This is a genomic window from Bacteroides sp. 1_1_30, assembly GCF_020982715.1.
Lineage (GTDB): Bacteria > Bacteroidota > Bacteroidia > Bacteroidales > Bacteroidaceae > Bacteroides > Bacteroides xylanisolvens.
Map to the genome: position 1 here is coordinate 32008 of NZ_JAJKHN010000040.1, position 20133 is coordinate 52140.

The window sequence follows — 20133 nt, forward strand, 5'->3', positions numbered from 1 at the left end:
TCTAATTGATTGGAGAACCAGATGGCTTTGCCATGGGTTCTCCGGCTTTATCCGGTATTCCCAGTATAGGCATCCCATCTTTGTCCCACTCTATTTTCTGCAAGCGGGGAGTACGTGAATCCATTGCACCCGGAGCATCATTTGGTATCTGACGGGCATGATAAAGCATATAACATTCCTTTCCATCCGGTGAAGAGACGAAAGAACTGCCGCCGGGGCCAAAAACTTCATTCTCCGGTTTCTGCTGAAATACGGGTGTCGGATGTTTCTTCCAGGAAGCAGGATCCAACAGGTTGGCATTGGCGTCTGCTGTTAGCAATCCTACACAATAATAGGGAGTCCAGCTACCGCTGGCGGAATAAAAAATGCATACTTTATCTTTATTCTTCGGCTGGAAGAAATGAGGTGCTTCGTTCACATGGATCGGATAGGCTGTTTTGCTGCCATCGGGATTCACCCATTGACACTCCCATTCATATTCAGGTTTGGAAATCAGAACTCTGTCGGAAGAAAGAGTCCACGGATTTTCCATCGAAGCGATGTAAATACATTGTGTCTCGCTGTCAATTCTTCGTTTTTGCCATCCGCACCAAATCATGTAACGCTGTCCGTTGTGTTCGAAAGTACTCGCATGAATTGCCCAGTTGTTATCTTTGTCGGTCGGTATGCGCCCTTTCATGACAAACTTACCCTCTGTAGGAATATCAGCCTCGTTTTCAATCACATAAATCTGGTGATTGTCCATATTACCATCGTCTGCTGCGAAGTAAATATACCATTTGTTGTTGATGCGATGCATTTCGGGAGCCCATAAGTGATGGGAATTGCTTGGATCGGTTGGTATCCATACAGGCTTTTTAAGACTATCGTTCAAGTTTGTAATATCACTGGTTTCCCAAAGCACGATTCTGCTTTCAGCGCCTTGTGTATAATAATATTTCCCTTCATGAAAAACGGCCCATGGTTCTGCTCCTCTTTCACGTAGCGGATTTGTATAAGTAGCTCCTGTTACGGCTTCCTTTTCCGGCTCTGTTTTCTTCTTGGGTTGACAGGATGCACAAATAATGACTAAAAGTACGGCTAGTAATAACAATCTGCTTTTCATGGTATTTTTCATTTAATAATGACACTGCAAAGAAAGCACAAAATCCTGATAAATCATCTTTTTTTTGCAGATTGGTTAGTATTTATCCTTAATTGGTTGGTATTTATTGAATTTCTAGTTGTTTTTTCTCATCTTTGTAGCACGAACTTTAAAATTGATATTGTATGAAACTGAAGCACTTTATTCTTCTTAGTATTATTTGCTGTTCCCAGTCTGTATTTGGACAAAAAGCCAATCAACAACCGAAGACGAGTGGCAATCCTGTATTCCCGGGATGGTATGCCGATCCGGAAGGAATTGTATTTGGGGATGAATACTGGATTTATCCTACGTATTCGGCGCCTTATGACGAACAGACTTTCATGGATGCCTTCTCATCTAAAGACCTGGTGAACTGGACAAAGCACCCGAAAGTGTTATCAAAAGAGAATATTAGTTGGTTTAAACGTGCTTTGTGGGCACCTGCCGTGATTCATGCGAATGATAAATATTATATATTCTTCGGTGCGAATGATATCCAAAGCAATAATGAACTGGGCGGTATTGGTGTAGCTGTGGCCGACAATCCTGCCGGACCATTTAAAGATGCGTTAGGCAAACCTCTGATTGATAAATTTGTAAATGGTGCGCAACCGATCGATCAGTTTGTTTACAAAGACGATGACGGACAGTATTATATGTATTATGGTGGCTGGGGACATTGTAATATGGTGAAACTGGCCCCGGACTTGTTGAGTATCGTACCGTTTGAAGATGGTACTCTTTATAAGGAAGTAACCCCCGAAAAATATGTAGAGGGACCTTTTATGTTGAAACGTAACGGAAAATACTATTTTATGTGGTCAGAAGGCGGTTGGACCGGACCGGATTATTGTGTTGCTTATGCCATTGCCGACTCACCGTTCGGACCCTTCAAAAGAGAAGCAAAAATATTACAGAGAGATCCCAATATTGGAACAGGTGCCGGTCATCATTCAGTTGTAAAAGGGCCGGGAGAGGATGAATGGTACATCATTTATCATCGCCATCCATTGGGTGAAACGGATGGAAACGCTCGTGTGACCTGCGTTGACCGTATGTACTTTGATAAAGATGGAAAAATAAAACCCATAAAGATGACTTTCGAGGGAGTAGAGGCAAGCCCATTGAAGTAAAATCTGAAAAGTTCAGTCCATCCGTAATTAATATTTTAATAAAGATGGGCTTTTTTTGATTTATTGTTTTATTTTTGTCCTTGTAAATCAAACATACTTATTATAATGAACCCAGATATACACACTCTTTCCGACTCCCTTTTGTGGAAAAGGTTTCTCGAGGGAGATTCGAGTGCGTATACCCAAATCTATAATCGAACGGTGCAAGATCTGTTTCGATTCGGACTATTATATACTTCAGACAAAGAATTAATTAAAGATTGCATACATGATGTGTTTGTGAAAATCCACATGAATCGTGCAAAGTTAGCCCCAACAGATAATATTGCAGCTTATTTGACGGTAGCGTTGAAAAACACTCTTTTTAATGCGCTAAAAAAGACAACAGATTCTCTTTCGTTTGATGAAATAGGTGAGAGAGAAGAGACGGTTGACGAATCCCCCTCCACTCCGGAAACTATATATATTAATAATGAACAGGAAAAACAAGTTCAGGCAACCGTACATACTATGATGTCTGTATTGACGGACAGACAGCGTGAAATTATTTATTATCGATATATCAAAGAGATGAGTATTGATGAAATAAGTAAGGTGACAGACATGAATAATCAATCTGTTTCTAACTCCATTCAACGGGCTTTGGGACGTATCCGGGACTTATTTAAGAGAAAATAAGAGAGAATAATCAGCCTATTTTTCCTGTCAATCAAAAAAAAGTGGAAAAAACTTCGGAAAAGGTGAGTATAAAATGAAAGTACAACTGTTATTCATACGTAAAGACAATGAAAATGATGAACTCTGAACAAAAACATACAGATTTTTCCCTATATACTTTTGAAGAATTCCTTCAGAATGATTTCTTTATTTCTTCCATGAATCATCCTACGGAAGAAACACAGAAGTTCTGGGATGAATTTGAACAGATGAATCCTTCCAATATAGATGAATATATAGCAGCAAAAAGATATTTGGAGGTTTTTTCAAAAGAGAAAGAAGAAGTACTTTCAAACGAGGAAACGGATGATTTATGGACTCGTATACAGGCAACCAATATAAATAAGGAGAAGGCGAAACGTAAGAACTATTTCTTAATAGGATTGAGCTCGGCGGCCAGTGTTGCTATTCTTGTGGGATGTTTCTTCTTATTAAAGAGTTATTCTTCGGTGCTGGATCCGGATATTGCCACTTTTGCAGTGAATACCAAAGCTGATTTGCCTCTGACGGAGGAAACACTGTTGATTTTGGCGGAAGATAACGTAGTGAGCCTGAAAGAAAAAGAAACGGAGATTACGTATGATTCCGTAGAAATCAAAACAAATCAGGAAAGTATACAAAAGGAAAAATCGGCAGCTTACAATCAATTGGTCATTCCGCGTGGAAAGCGATCGGTATTGACGTTTGCCGATGGATCTAAAGTCTGGGTGAATGCCGGCACGAGAGTGATTTATCCGGTAGAGTTTGAAAAAGATAAACGTGAAATCTATGTGGACGGAGAAATCTACATAGAAGTAACCAGAGATGAAAACCGCCCTTTCTATGTGCGGACCAAAGATATGAATGTCAGGGTGCTTGGTACTAAATTTAATGTAACGGCGTATGAGTCGGAAGCAATTAGAAGTGTAGTGCTGGCGCAAGGATGTGTTCAGGTAGAGACAGCCCGGACTCCGAAAGCGATTTTGGCTCCTAATCAGATGTTCAGTTCTGCCGATGGAAAGGAAAATATATCACAAGTAGATGTAGAACAGGCAATATCGTGGATAAATGGACTATATTGTTTCCAAAGTGCCGATTTGGGAATAGTCTTGCAACGCCTGTCTACCTATTATGGTGTGAATGTAGAATTTGACCCAGCGCTAAGTAAAATAAAATGTTCCGGAAAAATCGATTTGAAAGACAGCTTTGAAACAGTTATTAATGGATTAACCTTTGTTGCACCAATTTCTTATGCCTATGATGAACAATATAAAACGTATCGAGTAGTAAAGAAATAGATATAAAAAATAAGATAATAAACTAATCTAACTCCCTTATTTTATGGTAATTATTGAAGAGAGTGGATGATACGAACTATCATCCAGATGGGACTTGTGTGCCTATGAATGTTTATATACAGAAAATAATATTATGAGAAATTTTTAACATGTTTAATATGAAAAATGCAATTAGAGAACGAAAGAGTAAGGTTCTCGGGCTATTCCTGTGCTTTTTACTTCTCGGAATAGACTACTCTTTCGCAAGTTACAACAATTATTCTCAATTTAAGACTCTTTCGGTCAGCATGAGTAACTCGACGTTGAGAGAAGTGCTTAAAACAATAGAGAAAAGTAGTCAATTTGTTTTCTTCTATTTAGATGACGCTGTCAACTTAGAACGTAAGGTATCTATCGACAGTAAGAATAAAAATATAGAAGAAATCCTTTCTGAACTTTTCGAAGGTACTTCGTGTACTTATCGGATCTCTGACAGGCAAATATTTATTTCCGGAAAAGCCCCTGCTTCAACCGAACAGCAACAGAATAAGCGGAAAATATCCGGACGTGTCACTGATATAAAAGGAGAGCCGCTTATTGGGGTGAACGTCACTGTGGATGGAGATGCAAACGGTTCGATTACAAATATGGATGGTTTGTATGAGATATTCGTAACCAAGAAGAGCGTAGTGCTTAAGTTTACCTATATCGGGTTTAAAACTTCTGAAATACGAACCAATGCCTCGACCAACATTTATGATGTCACCTTGGAAGAACAGGTCAACGAATTGGAAGAGACTGTTATTGTGGGTTATGGTACCCAGCGTAAAATAAGTAATATCGGTGCACAGTCTTCCATGAAGATGGAAGATATTAAGACGCCTTCTGCCAGTTTGACAACTACATTGGCGGGACGTCTGGCGGGTGTTGTGGCTGTACAACGTACAGGAGAACCGGGAAAAGATGCTGCTGATATCTGGATTCGTGGTATTTCCACTCCCAACACTTCTTCTCCGCTGGTATTGGTGGATGGAGTGGAACGTTCGTTCAATGACATCGATCCGGAAGATATTGAATCGTTGACAACGCTGAAAGATGCATCAGCAACAGCTGTGTATGGTGTACGTGGTGCCAATGGCGTAATTTTGATTAAAACCAAACCGGGAAAGGTAGGAAAACCGACAGTGAGCGCGGATTATTATGAATCGTTTACCCGTTTTACGAAGATGGTCGATTTGGCAGACGGTATCACTTATATGAATGCAGCCAACGAGGCAATGCGTAATGACGGTATTGCTACGAAATATACAGAAGATCAAATACGTAACACGATTGCCGGCAAGGATCCTTATCTATACCCGAATGTGGATTGGTTGAAAGAAATCTTTAATGATTGGGGACATAATCGTCGTGTGAATGTAAATGTACGCGGTGGTAGCGAGAAAGTCGCTTATTATGCATCAGTCAGCTATTTTAATGAGACAGGTATGACGGTGACTGATAAGAATATCAACACCTATGACTCCAAAATGAAATATAGCCGTTATAACTTTACTACCAATTTGAATATCGATGTAACTCCTACTACTAAGGTCGAGATCGGTGCGCAAGGTTATCTGGGAGAAGGAAATTATCCGGCCATCTCTTCTGCCGATTTGTATAATGCGGCAATGTCTATCTCACCGGTTGAATATCCGAAGATGTTCTTTGTTAACGGAGAAGCCTATGTACCGGGAACTTCAACCAATAACAACTTTAACAACCCTTATTCGCAGGCTACACGTCGTGGCTATGACAACCTGACGAAAAATCAGATTTACTCTAATTTGCGCGTCACACAGAATTTGGATATGCTCACGAAAGGACTGAAACTGACTGCTATGTATGCATTCGACGTATACAATGAGATACATGTACATCAGGACCGTGCGGAGTCTACCTACAACTTCCTGGACACTAGTGTTCCTTACGATATGAATGGGCAGCCTATTTTGCAACGTATTTATGAAGGAAGTAACGTGTTAAGCTATAAACAGGAAACGAGTGGTAACAAAAAGACCTATTTGGAGGCTTCCTTGAACTATGACCGGACATTCAACGACGATCATCGTGTCAGTGCGTTATTCCTGTTCAATCAGCAATCCAAACTATTATATCCGAAAGGAACACTGGAAGATGCGATTCCGTATCGTATGATGGGTATTGCCGGTCGTGCCACTTATTCATGGAAAGACCGTTACTTCGCAGAGTTCAACATCGGTTATAACGGTGCCGAGAATTTTTCGCCCAAACATCGTTTCGGAACTTTCCCTGCATTTGGTGTAGGATGGGTTGTTTCAAATGAGAAATTCTGGCAACCTCTGTCGAAGGCAGTTTCTTTCTTGAAGATACGTTATACGGATGGTAAAGTGGGTAATAGCGAAGTTTCCGACCGTCGTTTCATGTATCTGGATCAGATGAAAGAGAATGGAGACTATGGCTATAAATTCGGACCGAATGGAACTAAGTGGGCCGGTTATGAAACAGTGAATATGGCTGTTGACCTGATCTGGGAAGAATCTCGCAAACAAGACTTGGGTATTGACCTTAAGCTATTTAATGACGACCTGTCTATTGTGTTCGACTTGTTTAAGGAACGTCGTGAAAACATTCTGTTGAAGCGTGAACATTCTATGCCTTCATTCTTGGGGTACAACACATCTGCTCCTTACGGAAACATCGGTATCATAGAAAATAAGGGATTTGACGGAACAATCGAATATAACAAGCGTATCAATAAAGACTGGGTAATTGCGCTTCGGGGTAATGTCACCTTTAATAAGGATAAATGGATTCAGGGAGAATTGCCGGAACAGAAATACGAATGGATGAACCAATATGGACGTAACATCAATGGAGCGAAAGGGTATGTTGCCGAGGGACTGTTCACTCAGGCTGAAATAGATGATATGGCACGTTGGGAATCTTTGTCGGCTGCCAATAAAGCCATTACTCCCAAACCGTTTGCTTCACAGTTTGGAACAGTGAAAGCCGGAGATATCAAATACAAGGACTTGAACAATGACGGTCAGATTGATGCGTACGACCAGACTTACATTTCTCGTGGAGATGTGCCGACAACTGTCTATGGTTTCGGATTTACAGTAGGCTGGAAAGACTTGTCTGTGGGCATGATGTTTCAGGGCGTAGCGGGAGCCGAACGTGTATTGAACGGTAGCAGTATTAATCCGTTTAATGGCGGTGGTGGTAGCGGTAACCTCTACTCTAACATTGACGACCGTTGGACAGAGGAAAATCCGGATCAGAATGCCTTTTATCCGCGTTTGTCTTATGGAAGCGAAACAACCAGTAGCATTAATAACTTCCAGAAAAGTACCTGGTGGGTGCGTAACATGAACTTCCTGCGTCTGAAGACATTGCAGCTCTCTTATAATCTGCCGAAACCCTGGGTGAATAAAGTTCATCTGAAGAATGCGGCTGTATATGTAATGGGAACTAACCTGTTCACTTTGAGTCGCTTCAAATTGTGGGATCCGGAGTTGAATACCGATAATGGTGCTTCTTATCCGAATACGACTTCTTATTCAGTTGGTATTAATTTCACATTCTAAACAAAAAGATAATGAAAAAATATAATTATATAATCGTAAGTTTGCTGGCGTGTCTCTTGACGACATCTTGTAATGACTATTTTGACCAGGTGCCTGATGACCGTTTATCACTCAAGGAGATTTTCACAACCAGAGATGGAGCCTTGCGGTATCTTTCGAATGTATACACATTCTTACCGGATGAATTTAACCAACGTCAGGTGCATGAAACAAGTCTGTACCGTACTCCCGGTCCTTGGACGGGCGCTAGCGATGAGGCGGAGTGGACAAATGACAAAAAGGAAAAACTGATAAATAACAACTCTATCGATGCGACTGAAGGAACAATGGTATTATATCGCTGGAAGAGTTGGTTTTCAGGTATTCATGAAGCGGCAGTATTTACAGAAAATGTAGATCAGGCACCGCTGACTGTTACAGAAAGAAATCAATGGAAAGCGGAGGCAAGAGCTTTGCGGGCGATCTATTATTTTTATTTAGTACGTACTTATGGTCCGGTTCCTTTGCTTGAAAAGGATTTTCCGATGGATACTCCGAGTGATGAGTTGCAACTCTCGCGCAATACGGTAGATGAGTGTTTTGATTTTATCGTATCAGAACTGAAAGGTGCACAAAACGATGGTTTATTGGACGATGCTTCTACCGACAAAGTGTCCGGATATGGCCGTATTGACAAGGCGATTGCACAGGCGTTTATCATTGAAGCATTGACTTATCGTGCCAGCTGGTTGTTTAACGGAGAGTGCACTTACTATTCAGGCTTGGCTAATACGGACGGAACAAAGCTGTTCCCTAACAAACCGGATGAAGCTACCAAACGTGCCAATTGGCAGAAAGTGATTAATGAATGTAACACTTTCTTCTCTAATTACGGAAGTCGTTATCATTTGATGTATACCAATAAGGACGGTGTTTCTGTTTCCGGTCCGGACTCGGAAGGCTTCAGCCCGACAGAATCTTATCGCCGTGCAGTAAGAACCCTGTTTTCTGAAATGGGTAACAATAAAGAAATGATTTTCTATCGTTTGGATAATGCTGCCGGAACCATGCAGTACGACCGTATGCCGAATAGATCCGGTAATACGACTAATTATAGAGGTGGTAGCTTGTTGGGAGCAACCCAAGAAATGGTAGATGCTTATTTCATGTCAAACGGAGAATCTCCTATTTCCGGTTATAGTGCTGACGGAGTCACTCCGATTATCAACGAAAAATCCGATTATGTAGAAGAGGGAGTCTCTACAACAGAATACAAAGGAACAGACGGTACCTTATATGCACCGACAGGAACCAGAATGATGTATGTTAATCGTGAACCTCGTTTTTATGTAGACATTACCTTTAGTAATTCAAAATGGTTTGATGGAACAGAAGGCGATTATATAGTAGATTTCACTTATAGCGGAAGTTGTGGTAAAGAACAAGGTAGCAATGACTATACAAGTACAGGTTATTTGGTGCGTAAAGGAATGGATTCCGGCGACCGTAACCAGAACTTGGTTTGTGTGCTCTTGCGTCTGACTAATATTTATTTTGACTATATCGAAGCGCTTGCGCATGTCAGCCCGACTCATGAAGACATCTGGACGTATATGAACATGATCCGTAAGCGTGCGGGTATTCCGGGATACGGTGAAACAGTCAATCTGCCTAAACCGACTACAACGGAAGAAGTCATGGAGCTGATTCGTAAGGAGAAACGCATTGAATTGAGTTTCGAAAACTGCCGTTATTTTGATGTACGTCGCTGGGGATTGGTAAATGAGTATTTCAACAAAGCAATTCACGGTATGAATGTCAATTATGACGGAAATGAATTCTTCAAACGTACGGAGATTGTGAAGCGTATTTTTGACCGTCAGTACTTCTTCCCCATACCACAGGGCGAAATTGATATTGATAAAAACTTGGTTCAGAATACAGGATTCTAAATACTGATTATAAAATAGAAATTATGATGAAACAATATATTTTCTCTGCAGTTTGTCTCATGTCCGGTGTCCTTTGTATGTCCTCTTGCAATGAGGATAAACAGGCAAAGCCATATACCCCGGATTACGAGATTGTACCGGAGTATACTAATGCGGATACCTGGACTGCCTATGAAGCATTTAATGATAACTTGCTGGACCCCGATAAGAACATTTATAAAACAAGTACCGCTTATACTGCTGCTACCGACCGTAATAACGGAGCTGCCGCTATCTGGTGCCAGCCGATCTATTGGGATATGGCTATGAACGCATATAAACGTGCAAAAGCGGAAGGAGATACGGAAAGAGAAAACAAATACAAGCAGTTGTGTGATGATTTGTTTGCCGGAAATAAAGCACATTATGTAAACTTTGATTTCGACAATAATAATGAGAATACCGGCTGGTTTATCTATGATGATATACAGTGGTGGACCATTACTTTGGCACGTGCTTACGAATTATTTAAAGTGGAAGAGTATCGCAGTCTGGCAGAAGCAAGTTTTGCACGTGTATGGTACGGTTCTCCCCGCGTAGGTGATACGGGTTCTTATGCAGATCCTGAAAAGAATTTGGGTGGAGGTATGTTCTGGCAATGGCAGCCTATCGGCAATCCGAATGAAAATGCTGCCGGTGATGGTAAGATGGCTTGTATCAATTTCCCGACAGTGGTAGCTGCATTGACCCTTTACAATAACGTTCCTGCCGATCGTGTGGCTGATCCGAATCCGGAAAGCTGGAGTAATAAGTACGGTGATTTTACCCGTCCGCATTATGAAACGAAGGAAGCTTATCTGGCAAAAGGAAAAGAAATCTATGAATGGGCTGTGAAGAATCTGGTAGACAGCAATACCGGAGAGGTTGCCGACAGCAAGCATGGTGAAGGCAATCCGGCATGGTCGGACCATGTATACAATCAGGCCACTTTTATCGGAGCTTCATTATTGCTTTATAAAGCTACCGGTGAGAAAACATATTTGGACAATGCAATTTTGGGAGCTGACTATACAATGAATACCATGTCTGGAACGTACGATTTACTGCCGTTCGAGAGTGGCGTGGAACAGGGTATTTATACCGCTATCTTTGCGGAATACATGGCCATGCTGGTGAATGATTGTGGCCAGACACAGTACGTACCGTTCTTGAAACGTAACATTAATTACGGCTGGGCTAATCGCGACCGGACACGTAATTTGTGTGGTGGCGAATATCATAAGGCACAGATAGAAGGTGCTACTATTGACAGCTATAGTGCATCCGGAATACCGGCATTGATGTTGTTGTTTCCGGCAGATAAATAATTGTAACCCATAAAAAAGAAGAATAATGAATACGAAATATTCAAATTGGAAAATGTGGTATTATGTGTTATGCATGGTACTGACACTTCAATTGGCGGCTTGTTCTGAAGAAACGCATGACGAGTATACTGCGGCTCCTGAAATAGAAGATACCTATATCGACCAACTGGATGCATTGATTGCTGAAATGACCGATTTGCAGCAAAATTCAGACTACGGAGATAAGAAAGGACAGTACCCCACCGAAAGCCGGGCAATTCTGACAGATGCGATAGATGATGCCAATCGTGCGGTACTTTTAATCAAATATCAGCAACCCTCTCCGTCGGAAAGTGAGAAACAACGCTATGTGGCAGAAGCCAAGGCGTCTATGGAACAGTTCAAGAGTACGATCCGTACAGAAGACGCTGAAACAACACCGGCTGAACTGTTTGTGGACGGACGTGGTGATGGTGGTTCTTATATCGATTTCGGACGTAGCGAAGAATATGTCAATTTCGGAACCGAAGGAAATCAAGCCTTTACTGTTGAGTTTTGGGTGAAAGTAACCAAAGGTGGTGGAAAAGACCAGAATGTGTTCCTGTCAACTTACATGGGCGGTGACGGATGGCGTAACGGCTGGATGATGTACTGGCGTAATGCGGACGGTGGTATTTATCGTGCAACTTGGGGCGAAACAGGAGGAAATATCTGTGAACCGTCACTAAAGGCACCGGAAGATGGAGAATGGCAACATTTCTTGTTTGTGTACAGTGATAAAGGCTTGCCGGGCAGTCCGGAGCTTCGTGCGAAATTGTATGTGAACGGAGAAGTGAAAACAACCGAGGAAAGCGTGGGTAGCAGATTCTATAATTCAAGCAACTATGCCAACTATAATGCCCCGATGACCGCTTTCGGACGTTATATGCGTACCAGTGATAATCTGTTTGAAGAAGGCTTTGCCGGTTATATGAAGAAAATCCGTATCTGGAAGAGCGCAAAGGATAACGAATATGTTCAGAATTCTTATAATGGAACGGCAGAAGTGACGGGTAAAGAAGCAGATTTGGCGGCAGCATGGGATTTCATGACCAAACCTTCCGGTTCGGGTAATGAAGTAATAGATTTGACAGGTCGTCATACAGCTAAGATTATCGGTACTTACGAGTGGCAACGTATTGTTGAATAATAATGTAAAAACGATGAAAAACATGAAATGTTTAACTAATAAATGGAGAGAGGGAGCAATGCTCCTCTCTTTCCTCCTGATTTCTAGTCTGGCAGGGATATTTACCGCTTGTGACGATATTGAAGACGAGTACATAACAGATACACAATTAAGTATCTTACAGGAAAGTCGTACGTCATTGAACTATTTATTGAAGAATTCAACCTACGGAACTGCTCCCGGGACATATCCTGAAACCGGAAAGGATATATTAAATGCTGCTATTGCCGAGTTGGATGCACTGATAACACGGGTAGAAGCTGGCGAAGAACTGGATGAAACAACTTTGGAAGCTGCTGTAGCAAAGGTAAATCAAGCGATTGACGAGTTTAAAAATTCAAAATATTATAATCTGTCTCCGGAAGCACAGCAATATATCAATAATTTACTGGCTAAGGCGGATGAAATACTTGCAATCGTTAATGATGAAACGAAGTGGGGAAATCATCAGGGACAATATCCGGTAGAAAATAAGTCGGTTTTGGAGAGTGCAGCTAAAGACTTGGAAAGTCTGGCTGAAAGAATCAAATCCGGTTCCATCACAGATATGACGCAGGAGATTTATGATGAGGCTATTGCTGCTGCCGATAAGAAAGTAGAAGAAGTAGAAGATTCTGCATGGCCGGATAACAGTCAGATTACCTGGAATCTGTTTGTAGACGGAAATGCCGGTTCTTATATAGACTTTGGTTATAGCGAGGATTATGTGAAGTTTGGAGAGGATGACAATCAGGCATTTACGATTGAACTTTGGGTGAATATTAAAGAATATTGCAATAAGCAGGGAGAAGACAACTGTACTTTCCTTTCTACCATGACAAACGATCCTCATTGGAGCGGATGGCGTGCCCAGGATCGTACAAAGGGATTGTTGAGAACAATGGTTGCTCACTGGCAAGATAATAATCATACAAATCCACAAGAATGGGAACCGGGATGGAAAAAGTCGGACAACTGGACCAAAGATCGTTGGACGCATTATGCATTCCTCTTCAGGGATAAGGGATTGCCGGGATTTGATACTCCGACAGATGTGAAGTGCTATTCCATGATTGATGGTACGAGACAAGGTGAAGTCATTCGTGTGGGTGAGTCCTGGAGAACGTATATCAATAAACAATCCATAGCCAATCAGATTAAAATGACCGGATTCTGTATGATGGACAATAATGGAAACCGTAACGAATGGTTCTCCGGTTACATAAAGAAGATACGTATCTGGAAAACAAACCGGACAGAAAATCAGGTATATGCTTCTTATATGGGGAATGAAGAAGGTGTAAGTGCCGATAATCCGAATTTGGTAGAAGCCTGGGATTTTGAAGTGAAAGGTGATCAGCCTACTCAAAGTGCTACCAGGACAATAACAGGTTTGAAAGGTCATACAGCAACATTAGTTGGTGATAACTGGCAATGGATTGAATCCACAGACATTACAGATAACAAATAATTGTTTACCGGAATGAGTTTTCAATAGGTAGATTAAATATTCCCCTTATCTCTGTCATAAGGACAGAGTAAGGGGAAATTATTCTCCAATAACCCTTTATTAATCCTTTATTTTTATTGTAGAAAAGTGTTTTGGTCTGTATTTGTTCTTTATTGAATAAATATTATCGTTTTTTTTCAGCTATTTCTGCAATCTTTGTAACAGGAAAAATACTATAAACTTATAAATTATCATGAAAAGCAAAATTCTTTTGGCTCTGACACTACTATTGGGAGTATCAACTACCACATGGGCAGTCGGTAATTTAGGAAAAGCAAACCAGAAGAAGCATGTGTATACGAACGAAGATGTATGGGCAGCTTATGAAGGATTTAATAATACACTACTAGACTCCAATAAATATATTTACAAGACAAATTCGTCCTATCCAAGTGCTGTTGACCGTGGCAATGGAGCAGCGGCTATCTGGTGTCAGCCTATTTATTGGGATATGGCAATGAATGCCTATAAACTGGCAAAGGCACAGAAAGACAGAAAGAAGACAAGTTATTATAAAACACTCTGCGAGAAAATATTCGCAGGGAACAAAGCGCAATATTGCCAGTTCGATTTTGATGATAACAATGAAAATACCGGCTGGTTCATCTACGATGACATCATGTGGTGGACTATCAGCCTGGCACGCGGCTACGAGCTTTTTGGAGTGGATGAATATCTGAAACTCTCGGAAGCCAGTTTCAAACGGGTATGGTATGGCTCGGAAAAGGTAGGTGATACAGGCTCGTATGACAAAGAAAACGGAGGTATGTTCTGGCAATGGCAACCCATTCAAAATCCGAAACCGAATAAATTCGGTGATGGAAAGATGGCATGTATCAACTTTCCGACAGTTGTTGCAGCATTAACTCTCTACAATAACGTGCCTGAAAATAGAAAAGAATCGACCGACAAACGGCCGGATTATCAGACGAAAGCTCAATATCTTGCCAAAGGTAAAGAAATCTATGAATGGGGAGTGGAAAATCTCTTGGATAAAGCAACAGGAAAGATTGCCGATAGCCGTCATGGAAATGGCAATCCCGCATGGAAAGCACATGTATACAACCAGGCAACCTTTATCGGAGCGTCCATACTGCTTTATAAGGCGACCGGAGAGAAACGTTATCTGGACAATGCTATTCTGGCGGCAGACTATACAGTGAAAGATATGTCTGCAGAACATAAAGTGCTACCTTTCGAAGGTGGTATTGAACAGGGTATCTATACTGCCATCTTTGCGGAATACATGGCATGGTTGGTGTATGATTGCGGACAAACCCAATATCTCCCGTTCCTGAAACGTACCATCAAAACAGGTTGGGCAAACAGAGATAAGACACGGAACGTATGTGGAGGCGAATATTATAAAAAGTTGCCGGAAGGTGCGGAAATCGACAGTTATTCTGCTTCCGGTATACCGGCATTGATGCTTTTATTTCCGGCTAAGAAGTAAATAAAAAACGACGGAATTTGCGTAAAATAGATTAAATAAACAGGTGATTTAAATTATGAAACAACAACTGATGATGCTGTTACTGGGAACAGCTTCTGTATTTTGTAGCTGTGAGACCCAGGTAGAACAGCACGAGAAGAATGAATTACGTGCTCCGGCATATCCGCTGGTGACAATTGATCCTTATACTAGTGCATGGTCTACTACGGACAATCTATACGACAGTCCTGTAAAACATTGGACAGGCAAGGATTTTTCTTTACTTGGTGTTGCAAAAGTAGACGGACAAACCTACCGTTTCATGGGAACGGAAGAACTGGAACTACGTCCTTTGGTAAAGACATCCGAACAAGGTAGCTGGACAGGAAAGTATACCACTCAACAGCCTGCTGACGGATGGCAGAATGCCGGATTCAATGATAAAGCATGGAAAGAAGGCGAAGCTGCCTTCGGAACCATGGAAAATGAACATACAGCCAAGACCCAATGGGGAGAAGAATTTATCTGGGTACGCCGGGTAGCTGATATTCAGGAGGACTTGACAGGAAAGAATGTATATCTTGAATTCTCTCACGACGATGATGCTATTATTTATATCAACGGCATCAAAGTGGTAGATACTGGTAATGCTTGTAAAAAGAACGAACGGGTAAAACTGTCGGAAGAAGTAGTAGCTTCTTTGAAACCGGGTGAGAATCTGATTGCAGGCTATTGTCATAACCGGGTAGGAAACGGACTGCTGGATTTCGGATTGCTGGTAGAATTGGACGGCTACCGTTCTTTCCATCAAACAGCACAACAAACTTCTGTAGACGTACAACCTATGCAGACTTATTATACATTTACTTGCGGTCCGGTAGATTTGAAACTGACATTTACCGCTCCTATGTTCATGGATAATCTGGACTTGTTGTCACGTCCGGTCAACTACATTTCTTATGAAGTAACTTCCAATGACGGAAAGAAACATCAGGTTGAATTGTATTTCGAAGCATCTCCGCAATGGGCAATCGACCAACCTCACCAGGAATCTGTTGCCGACAGCTTTACTGACGGCGATTTGTTATTCCTTCGTACCGGAAGCCGCAATCAGGAGATTCTGAAGAAAAAGGGTGATGATGTTCGTATCGACTGGGGACATTTCTATCTGGCAGCTGAAAAGGAAAACAGCACATCTGCAATCGGTGACGGCAGAGAGCTGCGCAAGAACTTCGTAGCCAATAAACTGGAAGCTCCTACCACAAACGGTTATGATAAACTGGCTTTGGTACGTTCATTGGGCGAAACACAAAAAGCTGATGGCCATCTGCTGATCGGATATGATGATATTTATTCTATCCAATACTTTGGTGATAACCTGCGTCCTTACTGGAACCGTGAGGGCAATGAAACGATTGTTTCCCAATTCCAGAAAGCGGAGAAAGAATACAAGACACAAATGAAGAACAGCGCTGCTTTCGACAAGAAACTGATGGAAGAAGCTACTGCTGCCGGTGGACGTAAATATGCCGAACTTTGTGCATTGGCTTATCGTCAGGCATTGGCTGCACATAAACTGGTACAGGCTCCGAACGGCGACTTGGTATTCCTTTCTAAGGAGAACTTCAGTAATGGTTCCATCGGAACAGTCGACCTGACTTATCCGGGAGCTCCGTTGCTTTTATACTACAATCCGGAATTGGTGAAAGCTACCATGAACCATATCTTCTATTATAGCGAAAGCGGAAAATGGGCGAAACCATTTGCTGCGCATGATGTCGGTACTTATCCATTGGCTAACGGCCAGACTTATGGCGGTGATATGCCGGTAGAAGAATCGGGTAATATGGTAGTGTTGGCTGCTGCCATTGCCAAGGTAGAAGGTAATGCAGATTACGCACAGAAACATTGGGAAACCCTGACTACGTGGACAGACTATCTGGTAGAGAACGGACTTGATCCGGCCAACCAACTTTGTACCGATGACTTTGCAGGTCACTTTGCACACAATGCCAACCTTTCTATCAAAGCAATCATGGGTGTTGCTTCATACGGTTATCTGGCAGATATGCTGGGTAAAAAAGACGTGGCTGAAAAGTACACACAGAAAGCGAAAGAAATGGCTGCCGAATGGGTGAAAATGGCTGATGATGGTGACCACTATCGTCTTACATTTGACAAACCGGGAACATGGAGCCAGAAGTATAACCTGGTGTGGGATAAACTGTTGAATCTGCAAATCTTCCCTAAAAATGTTGCAGAAACGGAAATAGCTTACTATCTTTCGAAGCAAAATAAATATGGTCTTCCGTTGGATAACCGTGAAACATACACAAAGACCGACTGGATCATGTGGACAGCTACATTGGCAAATGACAAAGCTACCTTTGAGAAATTTATCGAACCCGTATATCTGTTTATGAACGTTACACCTAACCGTGTTCCGATGTCCGACTGGGTATTTACAGACGAACCGAATCAAAGAGGCTTCCAGGCACGTTCCGTTGTAGGTGGATATTATATCAAAATGCTTGAAGGAAAACTGATTAAATAAAACAAAAATACCATGAAGAAACTAGCTCTATTCGCTTTTACGTTACTTAGTGCATGGGCTATGACTGCAAAAACAATTACCGGACCGGTGGACTATGTTAGTCCGCTGGTTGGTACGCAGTCAAAGCACGCATTATCTACCGGAAATACTTACCCTGCCATTGCGCTGCCCTGGGGAATGAACTTTTGGGTTCCGCAGACTGGTAAAATGGGTGATGGATGGGCCTATACGTATGACGCTGACAAGATCAGAGGATTCAAACAAACCCATCAGCCAAGTCCCTGGATCAATGATTACGGTCAATTTGCCATCATGCCGGTAACCGGTAAGGCAGTATTTAATCAGGATGAGCGTGCCAGTTGGTTCTCTCATAAAGCTGAAACGGCTACTCCTTATTATTATAAAGTATATCTTGCCGATCATGATGTAGTGACCGAAATTGCTCCGACAGAGAGAGCAGCTGCTTTCCGTTTCACTTTCCCCGAAAACGACCACTCTTATGTAGTGGTAGACGCTTTTGATAAAGGCTCGTTTGTGAAAGTAATCCCTTCGGAGAACAAGATTATCGGTTATACCACTAAAAACAGCGGTGGTGTTCCTGCTAACTTTAAAAACTACTTTGTACTGGTATTCGATAAACCGTTTACTTATACAGCTGCCGTAGCCAGTGGTGTGATTGACACCAACAAACTGGAAGCGACAGACAATCATGCCGGTGCACTGATCGGTTTCAAAACCCGCAAGGGCGAACAGGTAAATGTGCGTGTAGCTTCCTCTTTTATCAGCCCTGAACAGGCGGAACTGAACCTGAAAGAGCTGGGTACGGACAACATTGAACAGATTGCAGCGAAAGGCCGCAAGGTATGGAACGATGTTTTAGGACGTATTGAAGTGAAAGACGATGATATCGATCATTTGCGTACCTTCTACTCTTGTCTGTATCGTTCAGTATTATTTCCCAGAAGTTTCTACGAGATAGATGCTAAAGGAAACGTGATGCACTACAGCCCTTATAATGGTGAAGTACTTCCGGGATATATGTTTACCGATACCGGTTTCTGGGATACGTTCCGTTGTCTGTTCCCATTCCTTAACCTGATGTATCCATCCATGAACACAAAGATGCAGGAAGGATTGGTGAACACTTATAAAGAAAGCGGATTCCTGCCGGAATGGGCAAGTCCGGGACACAGAGGTTGCATGGTTGGAAACAACTCCGCTTCTGTCGTTGCCGATGCCTACCTGAAAGGATTGAAAGGATACGATATCGAGACATTGTGGGAAGCCGTGAAACATGGAGCGAATGCAGTGCATCCGAATGTTCGTTCTACCGGACGATTAGGACATGAGTATTACAATAAATTGGGATATGTACCTTATAATGTAGGTATTAACGAGAATGCAGCCCGTACACTGGAATATGCATACGATGACTGGTGTATCTATCAATTGGGTAAAGCCTTGAAGAAACCGAAAAAAGAGATTGAAATCTTTGCAAAGCGTGCAATGAATTATAAGAATCTCTACGATCCCGAACACAAACTGATGCGTGGTAAGAATGAAGACGGTACGTTCCAGTCTCCGTTCAATCCGTTGAAGTGGGGGGATGCCTTTACGGAAGGTAATAGCTGGCATTATACCTGGTCGGTATTCCACGATCCTCAAGGTCTGATCGATTTGATGGGCGGTAAAGACGGATTCAACCAGATGATGGATTCTGTATTTATCCTGCCTCCGATTTTCGATGAAAGTTATTATGGAGCCGTTATTCATGAAATCCGTGAAATGCAGATTATGAACATGGGCAACTATGCACATGGCAACCAGCCGATTCAGCACATGCTCTATATGTACAACTATTCCGGCCAACCCTGGAAAGCGCAACATTGGATTCGTGAAGTGATGGACAAACTTTATACCCCTGCTCCCGACGGTTATTGCGGTGATGAGGATAACGGTCAGACTTCTGCCTGGTATGTATTCTCGGCAATGGGATTCTATCCGGTATGTCCGGGTACGGATGAATATGTTTTGGGTACTCCCTACTTCAAGGAGATGAAGCTGCATCTGGAAAACGGAAAGACGGTGACTATCTCTGCTCCGAATAACGGAGACGATAAACGTTACATTTCGTCGATGACATTGAACGGTAAAGAATATACCAAAAACTATCTGACCCATCAGGACCTGTTGAATGGCGCTAGCATTTCTTACAAAATGGATGCGAAACCCAATCAGCAACGTGGTACCAAAGAGTCCGATTTCCCTTATTCTTTCTCTAACGAATTTAAAAAGAAGAAGTAATCATGAAGAAACAGATCAAATATATTA

General features: G+C 42.0%; 12 protein-coding genes. 11 read left to right on the forward strand and 1 reads right to left on the reverse strand.

Going from position 1 to position 20133, the window contains the following annotated elements:
* Position 1: 1 nt before the first annotated feature.
* Positions 2–1105, reverse strand: coding sequence for a family 43 glycosylhydrolase (locus tag LPH68_RS13330; protein ID WP_008024224.1), 1104 nt, complete (start codon positions 1103–1105; stop codon positions 2–4).
* A gap of 164 nt (positions 1106–1269) precedes the next feature.
* Between LPH68_RS13330 and LPH68_RS13335 the strand changes: the two genes are divergently transcribed.
* The 11 genes from LPH68_RS13335 to LPH68_RS13385 all read left to right on the forward strand — a co-directional run bounded on the left by LPH68_RS13335 (position 1270) and on the right by LPH68_RS13385 (position 20106).
* Positions 1270–2259 (forward strand): glycoside hydrolase family 43 protein, encoded by a 990-nt coding sequence (locus LPH68_RS13335; protein WP_049701686.1) that lies wholly within the window; start codon positions 1270–1272, stop codon positions 2257–2259.
* 105 nt (positions 2260–2364) lie between these two features.
* Positions 2365–2937 (forward strand): RNA polymerase sigma factor, encoded by a 573-nt coding sequence (locus tag LPH68_RS13340; RefSeq protein ID WP_004299529.1) that lies wholly within the window; start codon positions 2365–2367, stop codon positions 2935–2937.
* Between the two features lie 113 nt (positions 2938–3050).
* Entirely contained in the window at positions 3051–4253 is a 1203-nt protein-coding gene (locus tag LPH68_RS13345) for a FecR family protein (RefSeq protein ID WP_049702267.1), read from the forward strand.
* A gap of 158 nt (positions 4254–4411) precedes the next feature.
* Positions 4412–7843, forward strand: a complete 3432-nt coding sequence (locus LPH68_RS13350) for a TonB-dependent receptor (protein ID WP_049702268.1) — start codon at positions 4412–4414, stop codon at positions 7841–7843.
* Between the two features lie 11 nt (positions 7844–7854).
* Complete coding sequence (locus LPH68_RS13355; protein ID WP_151923632.1) at positions 7855–9774, forward strand: RagB/SusD family nutrient uptake outer membrane protein; 1920 nt, start codon at positions 7855–7857, stop codon at positions 9772–9774.
* A gap of 23 nt (positions 9775–9797) precedes the next feature.
* On the forward strand, positions 9798–11120 hold the full coding sequence (locus LPH68_RS13360) for a glycoside hydrolase family 76 protein (protein ID WP_149965407.1): 1323 nt from the start codon (positions 9798–9800) through the stop codon (positions 11118–11120).
* Between the two features lie 25 nt (positions 11121–11145).
* Positions 11146–12288: a DUF4972 domain-containing protein gene (locus LPH68_RS13365; protein ID WP_151923631.1), complete on the forward strand. Its 1143-nt coding sequence runs from the start codon at positions 11146–11148 to the stop codon at positions 12286–12288.
* 22 nt (positions 12289–12310) lie between these two features.
* Positions 12311–13777: a DUF4972 domain-containing protein gene (locus LPH68_RS13370; RefSeq protein WP_151923630.1), complete on the forward strand. Its 1467-nt coding sequence runs from the start codon at positions 12311–12313 to the stop codon at positions 13775–13777.
* Between the two features lie 232 nt (positions 13778–14009).
* On the forward strand, positions 14010–15269 hold the full coding sequence (locus LPH68_RS13375; protein ID WP_042994022.1) for a glycoside hydrolase family 76 protein: 1260 nt from the start codon (positions 14010–14012) through the stop codon (positions 15267–15269).
* Between the two features lie 55 nt (positions 15270–15324).
* Positions 15325–17802: a glutaminase domain-containing protein gene (locus tag LPH68_RS13380; RefSeq protein WP_151923629.1), complete on the forward strand. Its 2478-nt coding sequence runs from the start codon at positions 15325–15327 to the stop codon at positions 17800–17802.
* Between the two features lie 12 nt (positions 17803–17814).
* Positions 17815–20106 carry a GH92 family glycosyl hydrolase gene (locus tag LPH68_RS13385; RefSeq protein ID WP_151923628.1) on the forward strand — a complete coding sequence of 764 codons (2292 nt, stop codon included), beginning with the start codon at positions 17815–17817 and terminating at the stop codon, positions 20104–20106.
* The last annotated feature ends 27 nt before the right edge of the window (positions 20107–20133 follow it).